We start from the raw sequence: 16274 nt of genomic DNA, 5'->3' as shown, positions 1-16274 counted from the left end.
TCCTCCTTCAATGTTATCAGGCTTTAGGAGCCAGAATCATGATCATACTGCGGCCTTCCAATTTTGGTTGGCGCTCGATGGTGCAGAGTTCTGCAACTTCTGTTTTTACGCGTTCCAAAATACGTTGACCAATGGCTGCATGGGCAATTTCACGTCCGCGGTAACGAACTGAACATTTTACCTTGTCGCCTTCTTTCAAAAACTTAACCACATTACGAAGCTTCGTTTGGTAATCGTGCTCCTCAATATTGGAACGGAACCATACTTCTTTAATGTCAACAATTTTCTGGTTCTTACGGGCTTCTTTTTCTTTCTTTTGTTGCTCATAGCGGAATTTTCCATAGTCCATGATGCGGCACACCGGCGGTTTAGCCTGTGGTGCCACATTGACCAGATCCAAGTTCAGATCAATCGCCATTTGTAGTGCTTCCCGAATGGGCTTGATCCCAATTTGTTCTCCTTCAGCTCCGACAAGGCGCACTTCCTTCGCCCGAATCTCATCATTAATCATGTGATCTTTACTAATAACCGTCCACCTCCAGGTCATTTTGAATATCTTGTTACACAAAAATAAAAGGGATGCCGGTTAAGCTACCGACATCCCTGTAATCAACACAATTCTTCATGAGTATACACTTCATAAATTATTGGGATCGTTGACCAGCCAACATGTTTGTTGATCAGGTGAGAAGTCGGACTTCTACTTGTGATTCCGTTGCTATTCATTTAACGCACTTGAATACTATACCATCCTGAAAAACTATTGTCAACGTATCTACAATATTTTTTTCACGGACAACCTATATCCAAATCAATCATTATCCCTGCTTGCTCTGCACCTCATCCAAACGTACAACACGTGTATGCTGGGTGTGGCTCCATTGTTTGTTGTTCTGCGTAAAGAACGCATAGAACGTAATTGGATACCACGAAAGAAGATAAATCGGGAACAAGATCAGGTACAGATACACTTTGGCAAAAGTAACCTTTTCCAGCGCCATGGACAACAAGAACGTCAGAACGTTCAGGCCAATCGCAACAAATCCTACCCAGAGCGGGAAGTACCCGTATATGTTTGCAATATGCGGACCGCTAAAAATCGCTGTATCCACCCAGAGGACAGCTGTCATCAGGAACGTAAGCAGAACAACGTACACGTTTGCGCCATACACAGCAAGGTCAAATTTCACCAAGCTTCTTTCCTTGATACTTTGCCACAGCAGCGGGAAGAAATATCTACGCGCAACCGTAAAGTGACCTTGCATCCAGCGAAGGCGTTGTCTTGCTGAAGCTTTAAAAGTTAACGGCTTCTCATCAAATACTTTGGCATCATAGTTAAAGACAGGATATACATTACGCTGAACACTGCGCATCGTAAACTCCAAATCCTCCACCAGACTTGTAGCGCCCCAACCAATTTCCTTAAGCAAATTGGTCTCGAAGCACATTCCAGTACCGCCGAGGAAATTCGCCATGTTCAAATTATGACGGGACAACTGCCACAGACGGTTGATGTACCAGTAAGATACGCCATATGCTGCAGTGATCCAGGAATCCTCTGGATTTTTCGTATCGATGTATCCTTGAATAACACGCGAACCATTGCACAAGTCGTCATTCATCTCAAGCAGGAAGTTGCGGTCAACCAGGTTATCTGCGTCAAACATGACAACGGCGTCATACTGACGAGGCAATTTCCACAGGTATTTAAGCATCCATTCAATGGCATACCCTTTACCTCTGAGATCAGCATTGGTACGTACACAAGCATTCAATCCATGCTGTCTGACAATTTGAGCCGTTCCGTCCGTACAGTTGTCACAAATGACAAACACATCGTACAGATCTTCCGGGTAATCCAATTGTTTCAGGTTCTCCATCAAGGCACCAATGACTTGTTCCTCATTGTGTGCTGCGACGAGTACAGCGAATGATTTTGTCGCCGGATAATGTTTCTTTTTCTTTTTCTTAATCAGACCGAACAGCGAAAACGTGAATTGGTACACGGCTAGCAGTGCCAGAATGACCTGCATCGTGACGAATATAGCGTCCAACATCGTTCTCTGTTACCCCCTTTTTTTCAAAGCCAATTTACTTGTAGAACGTTTCTCTTCCTGAATTCTGCACTTTTATTTTTTTGTGGTGCGCAGAATTATGACCCTGTTCTTTTGTTTACTACGCCAATATTTCAAACATTGTTTCAAGCATGGTTGATGCCAGTTGGCTGCTTTATCGATTTTGTATTCTTTTCAGCCATTTGTCAAAACCGCAATTTCACTTCCTGAAGCAGAAATGTGAACTTTAAACGCTGAATAGGCACTTTGTAATACTCCAACCTCGCATTCATGCCTGTTATATCTTATTTTCAGCCGTTTACTTGATTTTTATTTCTAAAGTCCCTGCTTTTTTCATCAGGCTGATCCATATCGACAGAGGCTCTATATCAAATAACGTAAACGGACCTCAAAAAGTTCAGTCTTAAACTCACATTTTTTTAACCGCATTTCAGCCATGTTGAATCATTGTATCTTTTTTAGTTCGTCCGAGTCAAAAAGTTAAGCTGGTTACATATCCACTCTTTAACATGAATTTTACCTTTTTCACATGTGTTCTTCTTGAAAAGGACAACATTTAAAAATATGATAAACATATACCTGAAATAACCTCAAGTTCACGGAAAACGGTTATATACTAATCAGGACGAAACCGGACACAGCAATTTACCGGAAATACTGCCGCCAACACGGGGCCTGACTGGCAGGAGGCCAATATGAGCCGTTTATTCGTAAAGTTTCAAGAGTATGATCGAAATGTATTTATGTGGATTAATGGTCGACTTCATAATCGATTTATGAACTTTTGGCTGTATTATTTCACCCACCTGGGGGGAGCAACTTCTTCTATTGCAGTTTCGTTACTAATCTGGCTGCTGGCTCCAGCTCCTTGGAGTACAACAGGACTTCAGGCATGCATCGCTCTGGCGGTTAGCCACATTCCCGTAGCAATCGCCAAAAAATTGTATCCACGCATTCGGCCTTACCTGGCTCTGCCCGATACGATTACGTTCCGCAATCCCCTGACGGACCATTCCTTCCCTTCAGGGCATACTACCGCGGTATTCTCAGTTACGGTTCCTTTTATGGCTATGGAGCCGTTCCTGTTGCTGTTGTTACTCCCTGTTGCATTAATTGTCGGATTTTCACGAATCTACCTGGGATTACACTATCCCTCAGATGTGCTCGCAGGTGCTACGATCGGTACTTTAGTCGCACTTGCAACAGTTGCTTTATGGACATAATGTGAATATGTTAGACTAAGGAAAACCTAGCAGGAACAGGTGAAGCAAGCGTGGAGAAAAAAAGAGTATTACTTTTATCTGAAGGGTTTGGCGCTGGTCATACTCAAGCCGCTTATGCGTTGTCCAGCAGTTTGCGAAAACTTTCGCCGAATGTGCAAACCAAAGTGCTTGAGCTGGGAAGTTTTCTGAATCCCAGAGTTGCGCCACTTATCATTACAGCGTACAAAAAAACGGTCATTAACCAGCCCAAGCTCATCGGGTATGTATACAGGCACCAATATAAAAAATCCTTGAACCGGCTGACTACACTCGCACTGCATAAACTTTTTTACACCCATACACGCAGTATTGTTCGTCAGCTTCGTCCAAATGTTATTGTATGCACTCACCCTATTCCCAGTGCCGTCATATCCAGACTGAAACGTCTGGGTGTAGAGGTTCCACTTTGTACAGTCATCACCGATTATGACGCGCACGGGACATGGATTAGCCCGGAAGTGGATCTGTACCTTGTTTCCACAGATGAGGTAAAGTCCAAATTAATGCTGCGGGGTGTATCTTTAGACAAAATTCGAGTTACTGGCATTCCAATTCACCCCAATTTCTGGGAGCATCCAGGGCGGGACGAAATTAGAAGCAAATTCAATCTGAAGAACATGCCTACTGTGCTTGTGATGGGCGGGGGTTGGGGCATGCTTAGTGATGAAGTGGTTAACCAGTTATTGACACGCTGGCATGAGGATGTTCAGATTATTTTCTGCCTTGGCCGCAATGACAAAAGCCGAATCAGCATGGAACAAAATCCGCTGTATCAAAAAGAGAATATCCATATTATCGGCTACACCAATGAAGTGGACAAATTAATGGAAGTATCTGATCTTCTGATCACGAAACCGGGAGGAATGACATGCAGTGAAGGTTTGGCAAAGGGAATCCCTATGTTATTCCATAACCCTATACCGGGTCAGGAAGAAGAGAATGTTCAGTATTTCACCGCCCGTGGTTTGGGCGAACCCATCACTTCACTTGACATTGTTGTAAAGTGGATGAATAAACTGCTCCATAACTACCCAGACATTGTTCGCAAACGCAAACGCCATATGGAACAGATTGCCAAGTATCACCCGATGCAGAGCGCGCAAAGTATTATCGATCTTCTCGATCTGCGTCCCTTCTCAGCAGACCAAGCCAGACTGTAACGGCTTCAAACAAGCCTGCATGTACACAGTTAAGGTGCCTTCGAATCGAAGGCACCTTTTTTTAATATGAAGAAAAGTACAAACTATTGAATACCAGCAGACTTCAAGTAATCTTCCCACTGCTTGGTATACTCGCTCTGAATCTTCTCAAGCCCCGCTTGTTTGGCCTTTTCCATGAATGTATTCAAGCCTGCTTCGACATCCTCCACCAATCCGACATTCAGCGGATACAGATATTGTTTCTCTACTTGCTCCAATGCAGCTTTCTCAGCTTGGTATGGTGTCCAATCCTCAGCAAATCCCGTGTAGATATCCGGCTTTTTGATTTTATCCAGCTCTTTGAACATAGCGAGCACATCATCAAAGCTCTTATCATAGAGCATGAATTCCGGATTACGCCAAGCCCAGCCATTCATGCCTTCGCGCGGGAACCCATTGGTTTGGGCATCGCCCACCATTTTATAATAACCGTCTTGTACTTCGAAATTTTTGCCTTCCACACCGTATTCGGTCAGCCAGTTGTAACGTTTGTCGGTAACCAGTTTCTCATAGAATGCAAGTGCTTTTTCCGGATTCTTGCTGCTGCGTGGAATTGCAAAACCATTGTGGATCGGGTGAACGGGTTGTGCAAATCCTTTTGCATTTGGGTAAGGGAAATAACCGAGCTTCCAATCCGGATGAGTGGATTGGACCTTGATCACATCGGCATTAAATTTGTTCGGGTTCTCACCCGACAGGACAACAGCCGCTTTCCCATTTTGCAGCAAGGAGTTGGAGGTATCCTTTACATTCAGGACGTTTTTCGGAAAAAAGCCTTTGTCCATCCAGCGTTTGTACGTTTTCAGATCTTCCAGATGCTGTGCAGACCCCCAATAGGAAGCCACAGTTGATGGTGAATCATACATGATGTCCAGACCATAAGGGAGCTGACCTGCCGTATTCACCAGCTTGGATGTCAATTGACGAATCCCATGGGTATGGTTGGCATTACTATCCGCGATTGGAATCATATTTGGTTCATTGGCTTTGATTCCCTCCAGATAGGCTTCGAGGGTCTCCAGAGATTCCGGTTTGGGCAGATTGTACTTCTCGCGCAAATCCTCACGGTACGCAATCCCCTCCGTAACATACTCGGTCCATGTAGAGGGCACAGTATAAATCTTGTCATTGACAGTTACCGCTTTCCACATGTCCTCAGGTACATACGCTTTGAGGGTTGGTGCTGCCTTAGGCAGTAATTCATCCAACGCCAGGAATGCTCCTTTTTTGGCATAGGACTGATAGAACGTCCAATCCGCTGTAAAAATCAGGTCAATCGGTTGACCGGAAGACAGCAGCAGTTTGTATTTTTGATCCCAGTCTGTCCAGGAGGTATAGTTAAATTTTACATTAACGTTCAGATCGGCCTCAGCCAGCTTGTTGATTCCTGATTCAATGACAGGCAGATCCTTGGGTGCATCACCAAGCATGTAGAATTGCAGTGTTACCTTCTCCCCTTTGTTTTCAGAAGAGCCTCCCTGCTCACTTCCTTGCGCTGATCCCCCCGAACCGTTATTACATGCGGCAAGCACCCCGGCAAACAACATCATGGCAAGTAACATAGACAGGCGCCGAATTGTTTTGTTACGCATACGCATCCTCCCTTTTTTGTGTGATCAACCTTATATGTTAGCGCAGACTCGCCATGGTTCAGACGCAGACGGGCAGAAAGCTATCCCTGAAATCTGCAATCACAGCGCGTGCACGTTCTAACCTTTTACCGCTCCAATGGTAAGTCCCTTCACAAAGTAACGCTGCACAAATGGATACAGGAACAAGATAGGGCCTGTTACCACGATCGCCATCGCCATTTTGGTCGATTCGGTCGGTACATCCTGACTAAGTGTTATTCCGGTGCCAATTGCCATCTGGTCAATGAAGGTAATCGTGTTCATGGTGTTATATAAATAGAATTGCAGCTGGTACATATCCGGGTTATTAATGAACAAAGAGGATGTGAACCAGTCGTTCCAGTACCCGAGTGCCAGAAATAAACCCACAGTGGCAATGCCGGGCATCGCCAGCTTCAGCACAACGCTAAAGTAAATGCGGAAATCATTCGCACCATCGATTTTGGCGGACTCAATCAGCTCATCCGGAACAGCTGAACGAATGAAGTTTTTCATCAAGATAATGAGAAATGGCGTCATCAGTCCCGGAAATATCAACACTGTATACGTATCCGTAAGATTGAAATAGTTTGCCAGCATGATGTACCAAGGAACCAATCCCCCACCAAAGAGGGTTGTGAAGTAAATGAAAAACGAGAAGGCATTCCGGTATTTAAAGTCTTTGCGCTGTAGTACAAATCCGGCCATTGTAATAAGAAACAATCCAAGGACCGTACCTACAACAGTTGTAAAAACCGTCACGCCATAAGCTTTGAGCACCTGGGTCGGAAATTTGAACACCATCTTGTAACCTTCCAGGGAAAAGTCGGTGGGAAAAAGGTGATACCCTTCTCTCACAATAGATTCGTTGCTGCTAAACGAACCGGATAAAATCAAAATAAATGGCACGATACAGATTAAGGAAAGAAGCAGGATTACGATGTAAGCGATAACTTGAAACAACAAGGTAAATTCGGAATCTCTGGCACGTGTATGCATGATGTTTCTCCCTTCTGCCCTGGGGGGCGTTTTAGAACAAGGCGTAGTCTTCATTGACTTTGCGGATGATATAGTTCACGGTCATGATCAGGATAAAACCAAACAGCGATTGATACAGTCCCGCCGCGGTAGCCATTCCGATATCAAACGTTACTTTCAGGGAACGGTACACATACGTATCGATAATATCTGTAGCGTTGTATAAGACACCGTTGTTTCCAATCAGTTGATAAAAGAGATCAAACTGCCCCTTCATTATGCTGCCGAGTGAGAATAACAGAAGGATGACAAATGTGGGTTTTAGCATCGGTACGGTGATGTACCAAATACGCTGAAAGATATTGGCCCCGTCAATCCGGGCGGCCTCGTAATACTCATCGCTGATACCTGTAATAGCTGCAAGGTAGATGACCATGCTGTAGCCGAGGTTTTTCCACAGATAAAAAATGATGATCAGGAACACCCAGATCCAGGGTGTGTTGTAAATATCAATTGGACCTGCCTCAAAACGTTTGAGTACCGTGTTCACAAAACCAGATTCATAGTTGAACATGTTGTAAGCGATTACACTTAGTAGTACAAACGAGATAAAATACGGTAGAAACATGACCGACTGCGTAATTTTCTTAAACATTTTCCCCCGAATTTCACTGAGCAAAATCGCACAAAAGATCGCCAGCCCGTTTCCCAATATAATGAAGGCCAAATTGTAACCTACGGTATTGGTTGTCAGTTTCAGCAGCATTCCTGATTGCCACAGAAACTTGAAGTTCTCCAGGCCTACAAACGGGCTTCCGAACAACCCCCCTTCAAAATCATAGCGGGTAAACGCGTAATAGATGCCGACCATCGGAAAATACGAGTTGATTAGAAAAAAGATCAGTGTAGGCAGCAGCATCAGAAACATGATTTTGTTTTTGTTCAATTCTTTGAGCATGGCTCGATCCCTCCCGAATTTCTTACGGCGCGGCGCGCAGTGGAGCTCTGTTTTTATTGTAGATGCCCTGAGCGCTACCGGATACTGAATCATCCGGCCGGTTCATGAAGAATTCTGCGAAAAGGAATATGAACAATATGAACCAACACTGAAATGAATGCTGAGCGTTCACAAAAGTTGATATCGTGCATACGCTGAACCTAGTGAACAATAAAGCGAAAGTTGAACTTTAGCTAAGGAAATGGGGTATAGCATGCTGGTTCAGCGTTGATGTAAACGCATACATAATATATAATTCGAGATATCTCGATGATTCACCACGTTCATATATGAAGTCCTACACTTCACTATGAAGTCATACTTTTTTTCACCCAAAACAGGAGGCCAACGGGAGGAAAGGTTATGCGTAAACGTTCGGAAGACAGTCAGAAGGTGTTTACACGGATTCTGATCGGAATTATCGTCAGCACCGTTGCCACCTTACTTGTAGCTTCTGCCATTTTGTACGTCAACTACAATCGTATTGCCCTTCGCCAGGTCTACCGAACAGATATGAATGGTCTCACCCAGACCAGCCGGGAAGTCTCCAAGATGACTGAGACCGCCAAATCACTGTCTTATCAGATTTATCAGGATTACACGATCTCTGCCCTGCTGCTCTATTCGAATCCAAGTATCTATGAAATTACGTCAGCGATGGAACAACTCGACAACTATCGCATGTCCCTCCCTTTTATCGAATCCATCTATGTATATAACTCCAAAAATGATGAGTTCTTTATCAGTTCCAATGAAGTCCGAGATGGACAGCAGTCCATTTCTGAAATCGACGACCAGGGGATCAAAAGCATCCTCGACCGCTTCCATGATTACAAACCTTTTGTTCCGATCCCGCGCACTTACCAGGTTGGCTCTACCGAGGAAACTCAGGTCAGCAGCTATACGTACCTCTGCTATGACACGATCAATGACAATGCTACGCTGAATTATGCTGTCGTCGTAAATATCAAAGACGATTGGCTCAGTCCCAATATGAATTCAGCCGATCAGCCAGGGAAAACATTTATTATCAATGAACAGGGTCAGTTATTATCCGATTTTAGCGATCGTACATTGATGAAAGACCTGTCCAATGAAACGTTTATGCATCCGATCCTGCAAAATACAGGGCAATCTGCCTACTTTACCGCAGAGGTGGATGGGGAGAAGTCTCTCATTACCTACACCGCTCCTGACAATCTCGGGTGGCGTTATGTCCGGATCACACCGTATGATCTCATTACCTCAGATATCCGGAGTATGCGGACACACACCGTTCTATTTTGTCTTGGGCTATTAATTGCGGGAGTGTTCTTGTCGTACCTCGTGTCCCGAAAGCTCTATCATCCCATTGATAAAGTGCTTGTCCGTATGCGCGTGATGGAGGCCGAGCGTCGTGGCAGTCTGCATCTGTTGCGACAGGATTTTCTGCGCGGGGCCTTGCAAGGACGGGAAACGGTAACGGGAGGCATGTTGGAGGAACGAATGAAGTTCTATGGCTCTTCTGTGGATGTTCATCGTCTAACCAGACTGGTACTGCTTCGTATCGATCATTTTACCGATTTCAGCGATACCTACCGGGATGAAGTCCAACTTATAAAATACGCGATGATGAACATTTGTACGGAAACGGCTGACCTCTACTTCCACACCGAAGCTGTGGATATGGGCGGTGATCTGATTACACTTATCTTTAATGATAAAATTCAGAATGAGGCTGATTATGATCATAGCCCCATTGAGGACCTGCTGCGCATGATGCAGGCTGCCGTGATGACACATCTAAGATGTTCCATTTCGTTTACCATCGGACCAGCGGAAGATTCACTGGAAAACAGTATTGCTTCTTATACCCAATCAGCAGAAGCATCGCTTCATCGTTTGTTCATGGGTCCTGGATGCCTGATTTATACCTCGGACATCATGGCTTACCATGCCAAGGAATATGCCTTCCCTGTTGGAAAAGAGAGACAGTTGATTGATTGCCTGATGACAGGCAAAACAGGCGAAGCCAAACAGGTCTATGCAGACATTGTGAGCGAAACGGCCACATATCCATTTACCGTATTTCAATTGGCGCTGTCCCATCTAACCATGACTCTGAATCATGTGAGAAACACACTTAAAAAGAACAACCAGCTTACCCTTGAATCCATCTCCGACCGTTCAATGCTTCCGATCCATGATGCAGAGAATCTCAGTGAAGTTCACGCACACTTCTATCGCATGTTTGACGAACTTGGCTCCAAAGTAGAGGAAAAGCGATCGCTCAAACATGAGGAACTCATTCGCAAAATCAACTGCATTATTGAACGAGATTACGCAGACACCAATCTTTGTCTGACCTCCATTGCGGATGAACTCGCGATGTCACCCATATATGTCAGCAGGCTCTATAAACAACTAACATTAAAAGGACTCACCGATGTCATTAACGAGACCCGCATAGCCAAAGCGCAATATCTGCTCATTGAGACGGAAAACTCTGTAGCCGATATTGCGGAGCAAACTGGATTCACCAACAGTTCTTATTTCTATCGCATGTTCAAAAAGTTCAACGGGGTTACACCAAACGACTATCGCCGCAAAGAACTGCATTCGGAGCTTTAGCAGTGAAGAGAAATGAAATGAATTTAATTTAATTGAATTGAAACAAAGAGCCACAAGCATTGTTACCAGGTTTAGTCTAATTAGAACAACAAAAAAGCGTGATATGAACGTCGGGACTGCACCCCTTTTATGAGACAGAGATCAAAACACCTTGCAAGTTTAAGCAGCCAGTCTTCGGAAATTTATCGGAGACTGGTTATTTAGTTTCGCTTGAATCCGAATTAAGTTATAGTAGGTGATGTAGTCTCGAACGGTCTGTTCAACGATGGCTGTCGTTGTGCACCTGAGATCTTCGAGGTAAAACGTTTCAGACTTTAGTGTGGAATGAAACGACTCAATGGGGGCATTATCAGCGGGCGTTCCTTTACGGGACATGCTCATGGTAATGCCTTTTCCCTTTATTACGGTTTGGTAAACTTGAGAAGTATACACGCTACCCTGGTCGCTGTGGAGCAGCATATTTGTCCGCTCTGGAAGTTGGTCTAGCGTATCCAAAACCAAGGATGTGTCCTGCTTGTCCGCTATACTGTAAGCGACAATCTCTCCGTTGTACAGATCCAAAATGCTTGAAAGGTATAACATTTTATTACCGAAAGGCAAATAAGTAATGTCGGTCACCAGTTTTTGAAAAGGAGCTTCTGCATAAAATTTGCGCTTGAGTAGATGTTCTGCAGGTTTTGCAGGTTGCCCCGTGTTCTTTCGTTTTTTCATTCTCACTCGGCATTGTAAATCCTCGCACTGCATAATACGCTGTACTCGTTTATGATTTATGGGACCTTCAATCCGAAGCAAGGCAGTAATTTTTCGATATCCATACCGGAACTTGTGCTGAGTACAAAGCTGAGCTACTTTCTCGACCATCGGATCTGGATGCTTGCTCTCACAGGTTGTCTTCCAGCGATAGTAGGTCGCTCGAGCAATTCCAAGCCATGCACAAGCTTCAGATATGGTCACTTCTTTACGAATGGACTCGACCCAAGCGATGACGACTTCTGCTTCCACCTCTTTTCCAGTTCCTTGTACTTTTTTAGTAGATCGAGTTGTTGCTTTAAGAATCGGTTTTCTGCCTTCACTTTTTCCAGTTCTGTCGTGTGTTCTGGACCTCTTCCATAGCTATATTGCTTACCAACCGGTTGCTCTAAGCGATTTAATTCTCCTTTTCGATACCATCTCATCCACGTTTCTATCTGTGTCTTATTTCGTATTCCAAGCTGATCCATAACTTCTTTCACGGGTATCTCTGCCAATCTCATTTCTATGGCTTTCATCTTTAATTCCACGGGATAACTCACTCTTGTTGCCATTACAAAAACACCTCCAAGATGGTCTCCTTATCTTACGACAAGGTTTCATTCTCTTGAAGGTGTTTTGATTTGTCTCACGTTATGGGGTCAGTCCACGTCTGGTAGCCAGATGCATATCACGCTTTTTTATTATTACTCTTGATCTTCGCCAGACTCGTCTGCAGCTTCCCGCACTTTATACTTGTCCAAGCGGATTTGTTGATACTCGCGCAAAGCCTCTTCACCAACAATGACTTCCACCCGGTGAATGTTCATGCCTTTGCCCATGAATTTCTGCTCATACTCTGTCATGACATGCTCTTCATTCAATCCATCGCGGTGCAGGTTAAGGGACAGATTGGTCATTTGCAGACCAAAGTCGGCAATCGCATTAAGAGAGAAATCAAACAATGTCTCCGAATCTGTTTTGAAATGGATCTGTCCTTTGGTGTTAAGCAGTTCCGTATATTTCTTCAGAAAACGTGGATGTGTCAAACGACGGCGTGCATGCTTGGCTTTTGGCCAAGGATCACTGAAGTTCAGATAAATCCGTTCCAGTTCTTCCGGTTCAAATACTTCCTCAATCTGTTCGATATTAGCAAGCGCCAGCTTCAGGTTGGGCGGTGTCTCCACTGCTGCCTGACTCCATGCTTTCCGAGCCTTCTCGCTGGCACGACGCACCAATTCATCATACATATCAATACCGATAAAATTATATTCCGGATATTTATAACTCATTTGGCTGATAAATTGACCTTTACCCATACCAAATTCCACAAAGATCGGATGGTCATTGCCAAACAGTTCAGACCATTTTCCTTTGTACTGTTTGGGATCAAGAACAACGAGGTCAACTTGCTGCTCCAGATTTTCACGAATCCCTTTTCTGCCACGTAAACGCATCTTATTCCTCCGTTTATCCATACTTGTCTCAGAATCATTTTGCCGAAGAACCGGCTAATTGTAAAGAGCAATGAAAAAGGAATCTTCGGATCTGCCACTTTGGGGCAAATCTCAAAGATTCCCTCTTCGATTTATTTGGAATTGGGGTCCAACTACTTTAATAGTTCATAGTCTACCTTATCTTGGTGTGAAAAATCAAATGTCTTTTCGAAAGCATCCCGAACTTTTTGTCTTGCAGCCGCTTTCACTTTCGGATTGCCATTGAAACGAACACCTGTCAAAGCCAAAGCTTCTTCTGCCGTCAGTTCTACAGAAACATGATGAAGATCATTATTTTTAACTTGGGAATTCATTCATATCACCTCACGGTATAGTATGGTCCATGACGTCAATATTGATTCAAATGCTATGATGAATAGTACCCATTAGATGGTGTCTGACGCTGGTTTAAATATAACATAATGTGTAAACTATAGCAAGGATAAAACCTGATTTCTTCGGCCTATCTTTGTGACTAGATTCCCCTTTTTTTGAGTTTTTTGATACAATGGTAAGAGTTCAAAAAGAGTCGAATTCGGCAATATGATAAGCAAGCCATTAGGTAAGCCAAAGGAGTACCCTGAAGATGAATGCACCGTCAATACAACCTCCTCTTCTGTGGGGAGATAAACGATTCCATACCTGGAATTACGAAATGAGAGACGAATTTAACAATAAGGTTTTCAAAGTAATGCTGGATGCAGGTTTCACTTGCCCAAACCGAGATGGGTCGATTGCCAAAGGGGGCTGTACATTTTGCAGCGCTCGTGGATCTGGTGACTTTGCTGGCAGCAGACGGGATGATTTGGTTACACAGTTCAATACCATTCGGGATAAGCAGCACCTGAAATGGCCTACAGCCCACTACATTGGCTATTTCCAAGCCTATACCAACACATACGCGCCGGTTGAAGAACTGCGTGAATACTTTGAAGAAATTTTGAAGCAGCCCGGTGTCGTGGGTCTTTCCATTGCCACTCGCCCTGACTGTTTACCGGATGACGTCGTTGATTACCTGGCTGAATTGAATGAACGCACCTACCTATGGGTCGAGATGGGCTTGCAAACTATTCACGAGTCCACGTCAACCCTAATTAACCGTGCGCATGATACGCAGTGTTATGAGGAAGCCGTTGCGAAGCTGCGCAAACGGAATATTCGGGTGTGTACACATATTATTTACGGACTGCCGCAGGAAACCCATGAAATGATGCTGGATACCGGACGTGCTGTTGCCAACATGGATGTGCAGGGAATCAAAATTCATCTGCTTCATCTGATGCGCAAAACACCAATGGTGAAGCAGTATGAAGCCGGGCTTCTTCGTTTCCTGGAACAGGACGAGTACATTAAACTGATCGTCGATACGCTGGAGATGCTGCCACCCGAAATGATTGTACACCGCCTTACAGGGGATGCACCGCGTGATTTGCTGATTGGGCCGATGTGGTCCATGAACAAATGGGAAGTTTTGAATTCCATTGATCGTGAGCTGCGTGAGCGGGATTCCTGGCAGGGTAAATACTGGAGGGGTGCTTAAGATGGGCTTTCTTTCAGTTTTAAGTTGTGCCCATCAATGGATTTCTTCCCGTTTACAGCCTGGAGATTTAGCTATCGATGCAACGGTAGGAACGGGGGCGGATACTCTGTTTCTGGCACAAAAAGTGGGTAAACGCGGGCAAGTCATTGGTTTCGATATTCAGAGCGAGGCACTTACCCTGGCACAAGCCCGTATTCGCAAACAAGAGGACAGTGCCAAGTTGGGCTCCATCTCCATGCTTCAATTAAGCCATGATCGAATGGCTGAGGCCGTTCCTGAAACTTGGCAGGGTAACGTGGGTGCTGTAATGTTCAACCTGGGGTACCTGCCTTCGGAAGGTGCGGACTCCACCATAATCACGGAAACAGACAGTACCATTGCTGCACTTCATGCTGCTCTGGCATTGCTCAAGCCGCGTGGAATTATTACCGTTGTGCTGTATCCAGGTCATGATGGAGGGTCGCAGGAAGCGGAAGAGGTACTGAAGTGGTCTTCTGCTCTGCCTGTAGAGAAGGCACAGGTGGTGATCTATCGCCAATTGCAGCGTGAAGCCTCCCCTTTTCTGATTGGCATCGAGAAAAAATAATTTCCTTTATCCCACAAATACAATAAACTAGACACAGTCGCAACAAAGCAAACTTGGGTTTGATTCATGCGATTTGTGTACTACATAAAGACGTGCAACCGTATTCACTGTTACATTCATGCCGCATACGCGGCCATGATTGGTTAAAGCGATCCACCATTTCATATACTAGAGGAGAGATTAGAAATGCCTACGCCATACCCACTTCAATTTCAACCAGAGTTCAAAGAACGTGTATGGGGAGGCCGCGCGCTGGAGCAATTCGGCCTGACGCCACCTGAAGGACATATAGGAGAAGGCTGGATGATTGCGGATCATCCAAATGGTACAACCAAGGTATTAAATGGAGCACTTGCTGGAAAAGGTCTGGACGAAGTTCGTGAACAACTGGGCACAGCATGGCTTGGAACCAAAGGTGTTTCGGAAAAGGGCGGACGTTTCCCTCTTCTGATCAAATTGCTTGACTGTAACGATGATCTGTCCGTACAAGTTCATCCAACAGATGATTATGAAGCGCTCCCTCCCGGTGAGCTTGGCAAAACGGAAATGTGGTATGTGCTGGATGCCAAACCAGGAGCACACATCATCTACGGCTTGAATGAAGGCGTTGATCGTGAAGTACTGAAGGAAGCGCTGGAGAATGGTACGGTCATGGATACCCTTCGTCAAGTACCTGTAGAAGCTGGAGATACATTCTTTATCCCTGCGGGAACGGTACACGCTCTATGTGCAGGTGTCGTTGTTGCTGAGATTCAGCAAAACTCGGATACAACATACCGGATTTACGATTACAATCGTCCAGGCCTGGATGGCAAACCACGTGAGCTGCATGTTGAGGATTCACTGAATGTAACGGCTTATGAGGGTGCTGGCGCCACGACGATGAAGACCAATAACGCAACTCCAGGTGAGTGGCTGAAGCTTGCGGAATGCCCTTATTTTGTGGTGGAAAAAGGGATTGTTTCAGAACGCTGGGAACTCTCAACACATCCTGATAGCTTCACTATTCTTGTTGTCTGTGAAGGTAGTGGATCACTGGAGTGGGATAACTCGGAATCGGATAAAATTGAATTAAAAGCTGGACAATGTTACTTACTGCCTGCCAACCTGGGCTCCTATACGCTGGATGGCAACACTACTGTTCTCCGATCTTATTTGCCTTAATTAAATAATCCAGTATGTATTCAAGGTT

14 protein-coding genes are annotated in these 16274 nt (G+C 44.7%); 6 read left to right on the top strand and 8 right to left on the bottom strand.

Features of this window, described 5'->3' with window-relative positions:
* Positions 1 to 16: 16 nt before the first annotated feature.
* Together infC and MHB49_RS09770 are read right to left on the bottom strand one after the other, a co-directional pair.
* Positions 17 to 511: a translation initiation factor IF-3 gene (gene infC / locus MHB49_RS09775; protein WP_153980623.1), complete on the bottom strand. Its 495-nt coding sequence runs from the start codon at positions 509 to 511 to the stop codon at positions 17 to 19.
* 307 nt (positions 512 to 818) lie between these two features.
* Positions 819 to 2057 carry a glycosyltransferase family 2 protein gene (locus tag MHB49_RS09770; protein WP_099854876.1) on the bottom strand — a complete coding sequence of 413 codons (1239 nt, stop codon included), beginning with the start codon at positions 2055 to 2057 and terminating at the stop codon, positions 819 to 821.
* 713 nt (positions 2058 to 2770) lie between these two features.
* Here MHB49_RS09770 and MHB49_RS09765 point away from each other — a divergent pair.
* Both MHB49_RS09765 and MHB49_RS09760 read left to right on the top strand, forming a co-directional pair.
* Positions 2771 to 3298 carry a phosphatase PAP2 family protein gene (locus tag MHB49_RS09765; RefSeq protein WP_109999523.1) on the top strand — a complete coding sequence of 176 codons (528 nt, stop codon included), beginning with the start codon at positions 2771 to 2773 and terminating at the stop codon, positions 3296 to 3298.
* A 50-nt stretch (positions 3299 to 3348) separates the two neighbouring features.
* Positions 3349 to 4497 (top strand): MGDG synthase family glycosyltransferase, encoded by a 1149-nt coding sequence (locus tag MHB49_RS09760; RefSeq protein WP_405155994.1) that lies wholly within the window; start codon positions 3349 to 3351, stop codon positions 4495 to 4497.
* 83 nt (positions 4498 to 4580) lie between these two features.
* On the opposite strand, the gene MHB49_RS09755 is transcribed toward MHB49_RS09760, so the two are convergent.
* From MHB49_RS09755 to MHB49_RS09745, 3 genes are all read right to left on the bottom strand, one after another.
* The gene (locus MHB49_RS09755) at positions 4581 to 6134 is read right to left on the bottom strand and encodes an ABC transporter substrate-binding protein (RefSeq protein WP_405155993.1); all 1554 of its coding nucleotides are present in this window, start codon (positions 6132 to 6134) and stop codon (positions 4581 to 4583) included.
* A 111-nt stretch (positions 6135 to 6245) separates the two neighbouring features.
* On the bottom strand, positions 6246 to 7145 hold the full coding sequence (locus tag MHB49_RS09750) for a carbohydrate ABC transporter permease (protein WP_247901638.1): 900 nt from the start codon (positions 7143 to 7145) through the stop codon (positions 6246 to 6248).
* Positions 7146 to 7176: 31 nt separating this feature from the next.
* Positions 7177 to 8082 carry a sugar ABC transporter permease gene (locus MHB49_RS09745; RefSeq protein ID WP_113051604.1) on the bottom strand — a complete coding sequence of 302 codons (906 nt, stop codon included), beginning with the start codon at positions 8080 to 8082 and terminating at the stop codon, positions 7177 to 7179.
* A gap of 402 nt (positions 8083 to 8484) precedes the next feature.
* On the opposite strand from MHB49_RS09745, the gene MHB49_RS09740 reads away from it, so the two are divergent.
* Positions 8485 to 10731, top strand: a complete 2247-nt coding sequence (locus tag MHB49_RS09740) for an AraC family transcriptional regulator (RefSeq protein WP_405155992.1) — start codon at positions 8485 to 8487, stop codon at positions 10729 to 10731.
* Between the two features lie 159 nt (positions 10732 to 10890).
* Here MHB49_RS09740 and MHB49_RS09735 read toward each other — a convergent pair.
* The 3 genes from MHB49_RS09735 to MHB49_RS09725 form a co-directional block, all read right to left on the bottom strand.
* Positions 10891 to 12035, bottom strand: a protein-coding gene (locus tag MHB49_RS09735; protein WP_111620854.1) for an IS3 family transposase whose coding sequence is annotated in 2 segments (ribosomal slippage) — positions 10891 to 11762 and positions 11762 to 12035 — 1146 coding nt in all. Because the reading frame shifts where the segments join, the coding sequence is not laid out codon by codon here.
* A gap of 132 nt (positions 12036 to 12167) precedes the next feature.
* Positions 12168 to 12917, bottom strand: coding sequence for a tRNA (guanosine(46)-N7)-methyltransferase TrmB (trmB, locus tag MHB49_RS09730; protein WP_405155991.1), 750 nt, complete (start codon positions 12915 to 12917; stop codon positions 12168 to 12170).
* A gap of 152 nt (positions 12918 to 13069) precedes the next feature.
* Positions 13070 to 13270 carry a hypothetical protein gene (locus MHB49_RS09725; RefSeq protein ID WP_062320234.1) on the bottom strand — a complete coding sequence of 67 codons (201 nt, stop codon included), beginning with the start codon at positions 13268 to 13270 and terminating at the stop codon, positions 13070 to 13072.
* A gap of 272 nt (positions 13271 to 13542) precedes the next feature.
* On the opposite strand from MHB49_RS09725, the gene MHB49_RS09720 reads away from it, so the two are divergent.
* The 3 genes from MHB49_RS09720 (at position 13543) to MHB49_RS09710 (ending at position 16246) form a co-directional block, all read left to right on the top strand.
* The gene (locus MHB49_RS09720; RefSeq protein WP_064639508.1) at positions 13543 to 14496 is read left to right on the top strand and encodes a TIGR01212 family radical SAM protein; all 954 of its coding nucleotides are present in this window, start codon (positions 13543 to 13545) and stop codon (positions 14494 to 14496) included.
* 1 nt (position 14497) lies between these two features.
* Positions 14498 to 15082, top strand: coding sequence for a class I SAM-dependent methyltransferase (locus tag MHB49_RS09715; protein ID WP_405155990.1), 585 nt, complete (start codon positions 14498 to 14500; stop codon positions 15080 to 15082).
* A 186-nt stretch (positions 15083 to 15268) separates the two neighbouring features.
* Positions 15269 to 16246, top strand: a complete 978-nt coding sequence (locus tag MHB49_RS09710; RefSeq protein WP_405155989.1) for a type I phosphomannose isomerase catalytic subunit — start codon at positions 15269 to 15271, stop codon at positions 16244 to 16246.
* Positions 16247 to 16274 lie beyond the last annotated feature (28 nt).

The sequence above is a fragment of the Paenibacillus sp. FSL K6-0108 genome, from assembly GCF_045040695.1.
Classification (GTDB): domain Bacteria; phylum Bacillota; class Bacilli; order Paenibacillales; family Paenibacillaceae; genus Paenibacillus; species Paenibacillus pabuli_B.
The sequence above is the reverse complement of the archived record's forward strand: the minus strand, read 5'-3'. Positions and strand labels throughout refer to the sequence as shown.